Genomic DNA, 9,209 nt, shown 5'->3' with positions numbered 1-9,209 from the left:
AGCGTGAAGCCCCCCTTAAGATGAGATATCCCATTCGAAAGAAGTAAACCCCCTTGAAGACGACGAGGTAGATAGGGCAGAGGTGGAAGTGTGGTAACACATGGAGCTGACTGTTACTAATCGGGTGAGGGCTTGACCAAGAATCGCAGGAAGAATGATCTCAAGGAAATGTCAACATGTATGTAGTTTTGAAGGTGCAAACCTTTCAATGGCCCAGTGGCTCAGTTGGTTAGAGCGTCGCCCTGTCACGGCGAAGGTCGAGAGTTCGAGTCTCTTCTGGGTCGTTAGCAATGAGCTGACGAGTTTGGTAAATTGCATATGGATATGGAATCTTAGCTCAGCTGGGAGAGCATCTGCCTTACAAGCAGAGGGTCATAGGTTCGAGCCCTATAGGTTCCATACTTGGATGGATTCCCGAGTGGCCAAAGGGGGCAGACTGTAAATCTGTTAGCAACGCTTTCGAAGGTTCGAATCCTTCTCCATCCACTTAGCTTAATAGCTAAGCCGATGTGGCTCAATTGGCAGAGCAGCTGATTTGTAATCAGCAGGTTATCGGTTCGAGTCCGATCATCGGCTTTTAATTCAATAATGAATATCGCGGGGTGGAGCAGTCTGGAAGCTCGTCGGGCTCATAACCCGAAGGTCATAGGTTCAAATCCTGTCCCCGCTATTTTGCCCAGATAGCTCAGTTGGTAGAGCAGAGGACTGAAAATCCTCGTGTCGCTGGTTCGATTCCGGCTCTGGGCATTCACTTTGAAAGTGATAATTAAATAAATATGGAGCATTAGCTCAGTCGGTAGAGCACTTGACTTTTAATCAAGTTGTCCGGGGTTCGAATCCCCGATGCTTCACTTTTAACTTCTATGATATTCTCATAGAAGTTTTTTGTGTATAAAATTTTATTATTATTTGTCAATCGGATATTTGCACTTCACTTCCGATACTTGACTATAACCGAATAACTGCTTCGCAGTTTAGTAAAAGAGGGTACAAGTAAGTCACCATCTACTGCTTATTGCTCTTCGAAATTGGAGCAGGGAACTTACAGAAAGACGAAATTAAGGAAATATTATCATATGGTTCTAAATATAGAGGGTTGCTGCATAAAGTATTAGTACCTGATAGCCGTAGGAAGTGCGCAGTCTTAGCGGTGGACAGGCTTGTATGGCAATAATATATGTAATGCAGAACAGGAGGAGTTTCCATGAAGAATTCTATAAAAGATCTGAAGAATTATTTCCAGATGATTATGACGGCTGTTACCTGCTTTGTAATGGGATTTGCAAAAATAAAAAATCAGAAATGCGTATGCCAGAATAGTGCTAGAAGACATGAAGAGAGAAAAACAGGATGTTTAAATGCATTATGGAAAAGCCTTGGAATGGGAATGTGTTTTGTCTATGAAACTCCGAAAGCCAAAATGATTTCAGAATATATTGTGAAGGACAGGGATTCAAAGAAAGACAGATCATATTTACAGCCTGATGAAAAAAAGAGTTCCCGGAAAAATAAAATTATTTACTGGGATGAGCCTAGAATTCAGAACAGGATAAATAAATCTGTATATTTTAATACGGGGTGAAAATCCCCGTATTCGTTACTGTTCACTTCGTTCTCAGTAACGTAATTCCAGATTGCCTATGGCAATGGAATTTTGAAAAGTGTACATACAGAAAGATATAGGTGTATATACTAAAAGGAAAGAAGATCATTAGAAATCTATGATCAGATAACCTGGATGGCCTTATATATGAAAAAATCTTTTTTCCCCGGAACAACGGGAGTCTTTTGTCTATTTTTTATTCCCTATATGATTACAATAATTTTTAATGGTGTAGATACGACTTTAATTAATAGAAAATTTGATGTGGAAACAATATTACCGGTTATTGTGGCCGGGCAAATTGGAGATAATTATGAATTGGAGACAATAAAAGCGCAGGCAGTTATTGCGAGATCTAATCTTTACAGAACAGTAAAAGAGCAGAAATCACTAAATTCTGTTTTGAATCAAATTAGAGATGAAATAAAGAACAAATCATTAAAGTCGTTATATTTGCTTATTATGCAGGATAAATATGAACGTGCAGTAAAAGAAACAAAGGGAAAGGTTATTACATGGGAGAATAAGCTGAAATTAGTTCCTTATCATGAGGTTAGCGCAGGAGATACCAGGGATGGAGAAGAAGTTTTCCACAGTGAAGGGGATGCATATCTGAAATCTGTACACAGCAGTGTGGATAAGAAATCAGAAGATTTTTTAAACAGTGTATATATAAATAAGAATATACTTCCTAAAGAACTTGAAATAAAGTCAAGGGATAGTGCAGGTTATGTTACAGAACTTCTGGCAGATGGAAAAGTGTTGGAAGGTGAATCATTCAGAATGGGAATGGGGCTTAGTTCAGCAAATTTTACGATCCAGACAATAGGAAATAAAGTTCGATTTCTATGTAAAGGAAAAGGACATGGATTAGGATTTTCACAGTATGGTGGGAATGAGATGGCTAAAAATTCTAAGACAGAGGAAGAAATTTTGGAATATTATTTTCCGGAAATGGAAATTGTGGAGATTGATGCTGTTATGAGCAAGTAGCGGAAGCGGATTGCTATAGGTATCTTTTGCTTAAGTGCATTATTTTCTGGAATTATTATAGGATTAAAAGATATAAATATAAAATTGTTGAATAGATGGTAATATTCTGGACACCCTATAGATATGAAGATGAAAATAGAGGTGAATGGAATATGATGAATAACAGAGTTACACGAATTATTGCCAATTCCGTTGGGCTGGCTGCTGTAGCAGCATTGGGAATTACGGTATATCAGTTAGGAACATCTCCAATTAAGGAAGAAGCGCCAAGGGAGCAGACGGAAAGCACAGATCAGGAAGAACAGAAGCAGGATACAGATGAACAGTCTATGGTAGATGTCGGAACGAGCCAGGTTGAATCTGAGAATCATCCACTGTCAGGAGATGAGGAAAATTTAGATAATACAGAGTCGACATCAGCAAATGGAACTACGGATGGGGAAACATATGGGAATACTGTGGATAATAACAATGTAGATGGTACAGCAGATGTGGATAACGAAAACTCTGTTGTTGGTGAAAATGACAGTAATGCACAGCAGGGTGAGGGAATATCGTCAATGAATACTGGTGATGGAGCGTCTATAGCATCGGATAGTGAAACTACAGATGTTTCGGCATCTGCAATCAATCTTCCGGAAATTAATTTCTCTGAAGATACATTGATGGAGTGGCCAGTCAATGGAAATATTTTGCTGGATTACAGTATGGACCAGACAACATATTTTCCCACACTTGATCAGTACAAACTAAGTCCGGCGATTGCTGTTGGAGCAGTTGAAGGGGCACCTGTAGTAGCTGCAGTTAATGGCACAGTTTATTCTGTAGAACAGGATGCACAGACTGGCACTACGTTGACAATGGAAATTGGAAATGGATATCAGGCTATTTACGGACAGCTCACAGATTTAACGGTGTCAGAAGGGGATACGGTTAAAAAAGGAACTACTATCGGATATATTGCACAGCCGACAAAATATTATAGTACTGAAGGAACAAACCTTTATTTTGAAATGAAAAAAGATGGAGAACCAATTGATCCGATTGCGTATCTTCCATAATATTAACCGAATCAAGTAAGTCCCCTGCGGAGGTTGCGAAGAGCAATAAGCAGTGGGTGGGAACTTGCTTGTATCAGGAGGGGTACAAGCCCCTCCTGATAAACTGCAAAGCAGTTATTCGGTGTAGAGCCATGTAGCGGAAGCGGATTGTGAATATCCGATTGACTTATTTGATTTGTATGTGCCAAAATATAGAGGTATACGGAACAAATTTATTCAATAAGCATGCATTAAGTTTGAAAAGTGCACTATTGAGAACGAAGTGAACGGTGAATAGTAACGAATGATTTTCATGGACATATAACGATATTTTGATATTTGCAACAAAAAGTATATCTGTAGTATAATAGAAAAAAATTTGTTGGTTATTGGGGATAGAGAGGACAGTAACCTTTGTTGCCGGATAGGGTAAACAAATAATGTGAAAAATACGTGTGAAATAATATTACAAACAGCATGAAAGAGGAATTTTTGCATGAATATTAATGAAATAGCGAAGATGGCTGGAGTTTCCAGAGCTACAGTGTCCAGATATCTGAATAATGGTTATGTCAGTGAAGAAAAGAAAAAAGTTATCAGCAAAGTTATAGAGGAAACAGGATATCAGCCTTCTTTTCAGGCACAGATGCTGCGTACGAAAAAAACGAAACTGGTAGGTGTGATTTTGCCTAAGATTGATTCTAATACGATCAGCCGGGAGGTTGCCGGAATCAGTGATATACTGACCCAGAAGGGCTATCAGATGATACTGGCAAATACCAATAACAGTGTTGAAGAGGAATTAAAGTATCTCTCTTTGTTTAAAGATAATCAGGTGGATGGAGTGATTTTTATCGCAACGATTCTGACAAAGCAACACAGGGAAATGCTGAAAGAATATAAAGTACCGATTGTCTTGCTGGGGCAGCACATGGAAGGATATCCGTGTATTTTTCAGGATGACCATAAAGCAGCGATGAGCCTTACCGAACAGATGTTAAAGACCGGAAAGAAGTTTGGATATATTACGGTTACAGATAAAGATGAAGCTGTTGGAAAGATGCGAATCTCCGGAGTAGAAGAAATACTTAAAAAAAATAATATAGGGTTAGATAAATCATGTGTTAAGTGTGGAAACTTTACCCTGGAGTCTGGATATGAAAAGGCAGAAGAACTGTTTACGGAGCATCCGGATATCGATACATTAATATGTGCAACAGATACAATGGCGGTTGGAGCGGTGAACTGGCTGAAGAAGAGCGGATACCATATTCCAGATCAGGTTCAAGTCGCCGGCATGGGTGATAGTTATCTGGGGAAAATAATCGAACCGAAGCTGACAACTGTTCATTTCTTTTATAAGACAAGTGGAATGGAATCTGCAAAAATGTTAGTGGATCTGATGGAGTCAGAGAATATATCGATACATAAAGAGATAAAGATGGGATGCAAAGTGGTAATGAGAGAATCCCATAGAAGTATATAGCAGATTATAAGAGTACAAAAAGAGTTAAGAGCTTCCAAAATAGAAGTTTTTAACTCTTTTTATTATTTTATTGTTATTTATACATTGGTATTCCGCAAAAAAATAAAGTCCTGTTGTCTCAGGCAATTTTGGACAAAGTCAATCGGATATTCGTAAGTGAAGCAGGGGATTTATTTGATTCGGTTAAATTATGGTTACGTTACTGGGAACAGAATGAAGAGTAGCGAACCAGGCTATGCGACGGGATGTTACAGATAGAAGATTTTATAGACGCGATTGCATCTTGGATATAGTGTATAAAAATGAGAACGAATATTTGTGCTATCTTACATATTTACAAATAAAAATAAGATGGATATAATAAAAACAACACATGAGAACGATTCCACAAAGAAAAACATATAGATTTATATATTTGTAAGTGAAAATACAAATATATAAAAAATAAAGTAGAACTAAATGTGGGAACGATCACATAATAAGAGGGAGGATATTATGGATTACAGAAAGACAGCCCGGGAAATATACGACCATATTGGTAAAAAAGAGAATATTATTTCTGCGGCTCATTGTGCCACACGTCTTCGACTGGTTATCGGTGATAATGCGAAGGCTGACAAGGAATATGTTGAGAATATTGAAGGTGTTAAAGGCGTTTTCTTTGCCCAGGGACAGATGCAGATCATTCTGGGAACAGGAGTTGTCAATAAGGTATACGATGAATTTATTCAGATTGCCGGAGTTTCTGAGAGCAGTAAGGAAGATCTGAAGAAGGTTGCAGCTTCCAGAGCAAATCCGGTACAGAGACTGATTAAGACTCTTGGTGATATTTTCGTTCCGATCATTCCGGCAATTGTTGCAAGTGGTTTCCTTATGGGAATTATGGAAGCATTGAATTTCATGGTTAACAATGGATTCCTGAATATCGATACCAGTGGTTCGATTTATACGTTTGCACAGCTTTTCAGTAATACGGCATACACATTCCTGCCAATTCTGATTGCATACAGCGGTGCGAAAGTATTTGGCGCAAATCCGTATCTGGGTGCGGTTATCGGTATGATTATGATTCATCCAAACCTGCAGAATGCATGGACAGTTGCAACAGAAGGTGTTCAGGCAACACAGAAAGTATGGTTTGGACTTTACTCTATTGATATGGTTGGGTATCAGGGACATGTTATCCCGGTTATCATTGCGGTGTGGGTACTTGCCCAGATTGAGAAAAGACTTCACAAAGTTGTTCCGGCGATGTTTGACCTGTTTGTTACCCCGCTTGTAAGTGTATTTGTAACAGGATATCTTACATTATCTATTATCGGACCGATTTTTGTAGCTGTTGAGAATGGACTTCTGAATGGTATTCAGTGGCTGATTGCTCTGCCATTCGGTATCGGAAGCTTTATCATGGGTGCGTTTTATGCGCCGACAGTTGTTGCCGGTGTGCATCATATGTACACAATCATTGACCTTGGACAGATTTCCAAGTTTGGAGTTACCTACTGGCTGCCACTTGCGTCAGCAGCAAATATCGCACAAGGTGGAGCTACACTTGCAGTTGCACTCAAAACAAAAGACCAGAAAATCAAATCTATGGCTGTTCCATCTGCATTAAGTGCATGTATGGGAATCACAGAACCGGCGATTTTTGGTGTAAATCTTCGATTCGGAAAACCGTTTGTAATGGGATGTGTTGGTGGCGCAGTTGGCGCGTTGTTTGCGTCTGTTACAGGACTGGGCGCTACAGGAACTGGCGTAACCGGTATTTTCGGAATTCTGCTTTGCCTGAATAATCCGGTATCTTATATTCTGATGTTTGTAATTGCTTTTAGTGTGGCATTTGTGTTGACATGGCTGTTTGGATACAAGGATATGGCAGCTGGAGAAAATAAAACTGTCGAGAAGAATGTGGAAAATATTTCTGCTAAAGGTACAGAAAACATTGAAAGAACAAAAGATATAGAAAGTGTAAAAACCGAGACTGGTGTAACTGAGAATAAAGAGATTTCTAAGATGGAAGAAACAGCTGACAATGTAGAAGATTTTTCACTTTATAGTGCATTAGAAGGAACAGCAATTCCAATGTCCATGGTGAATGACGCTACATTTGCTTCTGAGGTTCTTGGAAAAGGAGTTGCCGTAATTCCTGCTAAGGGAAAGGTAGTTGCACCATGTGATGCGACCGTTGAGACTGTTTTTGATACAAAACATGCAGTTGGTTTAAGCACTGAAAGTGGTATGGAACTGCTGATCCATATCGGAATTAATACGGTAGAACTTGGTGGAAAATATTATACAACTCACGTAAAAGATGGTGATCAGGTAAAGAAAGGACAACTTCTTGTGTCCTTTAACATGGATAAGATCAAAGAAGCTGGATATGATGTGACTACTCCACTTATTGTAACTAATTCAGATGATTATAAAGATGTGAAGGTTTTACGTGAAGGCGCAGTAACATCTGCTGATAAAGTATTGGAGATTGTGAAAGCATGAGCACATTAACGAAAGTTCTTGAGAGAAACGTAGCAGAGATTGAAAAGAACGCAGATATGAAAGAAGGCAGATTCCGATTGGGGCATCATCTTATGCCGCCAGTCGGATGGCTGAATGATCCAAATGGGTTATGCTGGTATAAAGGTAAATATCATGTGTTCTTTCAGTATGCGCCATTTGATGTTGAAGGTGGATTAAAATTCTGGGGACATTATACAAGTGTAGATCTGGTAGATTGGAAATATGAGGGAACAGCCCTTTACCCGGATTCTCCGTATGATTGTCATGGAGTTTATTCTGGATCTGCGCTGGTTGAAGATGAAAAGATGCATCTGTTTTTTACAGGGAATGTAAAGATTGATGGTGATTATGATTACATTAACGAAGGAAGGGAAACCAGCACACTTCATGTGGAAAGTGAAGATGGAATCCATTTCGGAGATAAGGAAGAAATCATTTCTTTTGAAAAATATCCGGAAGATTTTACATGTCATATCCGGGATCCTAAAGTCTGGAAAAAAAATAACAGATACTATATGATTCTTGGAGGACGCCTGAAAGAGGATAAAGGTGCTGTTTTAGTTTACGGATCAGAAGACATGAAAGACTGGAAGCTTGATCGTGTGCTCACCACACCGGAAGCTTTTGGATATATGTGGGAATGCCCGGATTATTTCGAATTAGACGGACAGAAATTTTTATCTGTATCACCTCAGGGACTTAAACGGGAAGAATATCGTTTCCAGAATATTTATCAGTCCGGATATTTCCCGGTAAAAGAAGATGAATCTGTAGATACTGAAGATTTCCGTGAATGGGATATGGGATTTGACTTCTATGCTCCGCAGACCTTTGTGGACGATAAGGGAAGAAGGATTCTGATCGGATGGATGGGAATGCCGGACGCAGAAGAAGAGTATATAAATAAGACTATCGATGAAGGCTGGCAGCACTGCCTTACAGTACCGAGAGAACTGAAAGTACAGGATGGAAAAATTCTTCAGTATCCTGTTAAAGAACTTGAGCGGCTTCGAAAAGAGAAAACGATACTTCATGATGAAAAATCAATCGTGGAGGTTCGCGTTGAAGTGAATGAGGGATTTGACCTGGTACTTGAAGAGATTGCAATAACAGGCAGCAGTTTTCAGATCAGCATGGGTGGTCAGATGATATTCAAATATGAAGAGGGAATCGCTGAAATTGGCTTTTCCGGAATTGCAGGTGCGGGAAGAGAGAGGCGAAAAGCTAAAATCAGTGAACTCAGGAATATCCGTCTTCTCGCGGACACTTCGGCAGCAGAGATTTATCTGAATGATGGAGAGACTGTATTTTCAACCAGATATTATCCTGACCGTGAGGATCTTCAGCTAAAGATTCTTGGTGGTAAATTTAGGGGGAATCTCTGGAATCTTCGGAAAATGATATTCACAAAATAAGAAAATAAACGTATAATAAAGCAGGTGGGAAAGAAAATCCTCAGTCGGTTTCCCTGCCTGCTTTTTTGACATATAAATAGTTCTGATATTGTAAATGCAAGTCAGAAAAGGATATGTCCGGATGAGATACGTGTTTTATACCGGCTGTTTATTAT

6 protein-coding genes, 7 tRNA genes and 1 rRNA gene are annotated in these 9,209 nt (G+C 39.2%); all 14 read left to right on the top strand.

The window, feature by feature from the left end:
• Positions 1 to 140 (top strand): 23S ribosomal RNA (locus tag ACTNC0_RS08240); the annotation flags it as partial.
• A gap of 70 nt (positions 141 to 210) precedes the next feature.
• Positions 211 to 284 (top strand) — tRNA-Asp (locus ACTNC0_RS08235).
• A gap of 42 nt (positions 285 to 326) precedes the next feature.
• Positions 327 to 399: transfer RNA gene (locus tag ACTNC0_RS08230), tRNA-Val, on the top strand.
• 5 nt (positions 400 to 404) lie between these two features.
• Positions 405 to 486 (top strand) — tRNA-Tyr (locus tag ACTNC0_RS08225).
• 17 nt (positions 487 to 503) lie between these two features.
• A tRNA-Thr gene (locus ACTNC0_RS08220) sits at positions 504 to 576 on the top strand.
• A gap of 20 nt (positions 577 to 596) precedes the next feature.
• Positions 597 to 670 (top strand) — tRNA-Met (locus ACTNC0_RS08215).
• Positions 671 to 674: 4 nt separating this feature from the next.
• Positions 675 to 747 (top strand) — tRNA-Phe (locus ACTNC0_RS08210).
• A 31-nt stretch (positions 748 to 778) separates the two neighbouring features.
• Positions 779 to 851: transfer RNA gene (locus ACTNC0_RS08205), tRNA-Lys, on the top strand.
• Between the two features lie 353 nt (positions 852 to 1,204).
• Complete coding sequence (locus tag ACTNC0_RS08200; RefSeq protein ID WP_441087002.1) at positions 1,205 to 1,582, top strand: hypothetical protein; 378 nt, start codon at positions 1,205 to 1,207, stop codon at positions 1,580 to 1,582.
• Positions 1,583 to 1,750: 168 nt separating this feature from the next.
• A complete protein-coding gene (locus ACTNC0_RS08195) occupies positions 1,751 to 2,596 on the top strand; it encodes a SpoIID/LytB domain-containing protein (protein WP_441087001.1) in 846 nt (281 codons plus the stop codon).
• A 152-nt stretch (positions 2,597 to 2,748) separates the two neighbouring features.
• Positions 2,749 to 3,657: a peptidoglycan DD-metalloendopeptidase family protein gene (locus ACTNC0_RS08190; protein ID WP_441087000.1), complete on the top strand. Its 909-nt coding sequence runs from the start codon at positions 2,749 to 2,751 to the stop codon at positions 3,655 to 3,657.
• Between the two features lie 475 nt (positions 3,658 to 4,132).
• The gene (locus ACTNC0_RS08185; RefSeq protein WP_441086999.1) at positions 4,133 to 5,122 is read left to right on the top strand and encodes a LacI family DNA-binding transcriptional regulator; all 990 of its coding nucleotides are present in this window, start codon (positions 4,133 to 4,135) and stop codon (positions 5,120 to 5,122) included.
• Between the two features lie 495 nt (positions 5,123 to 5,617).
• A complete protein-coding gene (locus ACTNC0_RS08180) occupies positions 5,618 to 7,618 on the top strand; it encodes a glucose PTS transporter subunit IIA (protein WP_441086997.1) in 2,001 nt (666 codons plus the stop codon).
• Complete coding sequence (locus ACTNC0_RS08175) at positions 7,615 to 9,054, top strand: sucrose-6-phosphate hydrolase (protein ID WP_441086996.1); 1,440 nt, start codon at positions 7,615 to 7,617, stop codon at positions 9,052 to 9,054. Before ACTNC0_RS08180 ends, ACTNC0_RS08175 begins: the two co-directional genes overlap by 4 nt.
• The last annotated feature ends 155 nt before the right edge of the window (positions 9,055 to 9,209 follow it).

Source organism: Blautia sp. HCP3S3_B11 (assembly GCF_052064435.1).
Lineage (GTDB): Bacteria > Bacillota > Clostridia > Lachnospirales > Lachnospiraceae > Blautia_A.
The sequence above is the reverse complement of the archived record's forward strand: the minus strand, read 5'-3'. Positions and strand labels throughout refer to the sequence as shown.

Coding starts and splice junctions, on each gene's coding strand:
- ACTNC0_RS08180 (WP_441086997.1), top strand. CDS start 5,618: ATGGATTACAGAAAGACAGCCCGGGAAATATACGACCATATTGGTAAA.
- ACTNC0_RS08190 (WP_441087000.1), top strand. CDS start 2,749: ATGATGAATAACAGAGTTACACGAATTATTGCCAATTCCGTTGGGCTG.
- ACTNC0_RS08200 (WP_441087002.1), top strand. CDS start 1,205: ATGAAGAATTCTATAAAAGATCTGAAGAATTATTTCCAGATGATTATG.
- ACTNC0_RS08185 (WP_441086999.1), top strand. CDS start 4,133: ATGAATATTAATGAAATAGCGAAGATGGCTGGAGTTTCCAGAGCTACA.
- ACTNC0_RS08175 (WP_441086996.1), top strand. CDS start 7,615: ATGAGCACATTAACGAAAGTTCTTGAGAGAAACGTAGCAGAGATTGAA.
- ACTNC0_RS08195 (WP_441087001.1), top strand. CDS start 1,751: ATGAAAAAATCTTTTTTCCCCGGAACAACGGGAGTCTTTTGTCTATTT.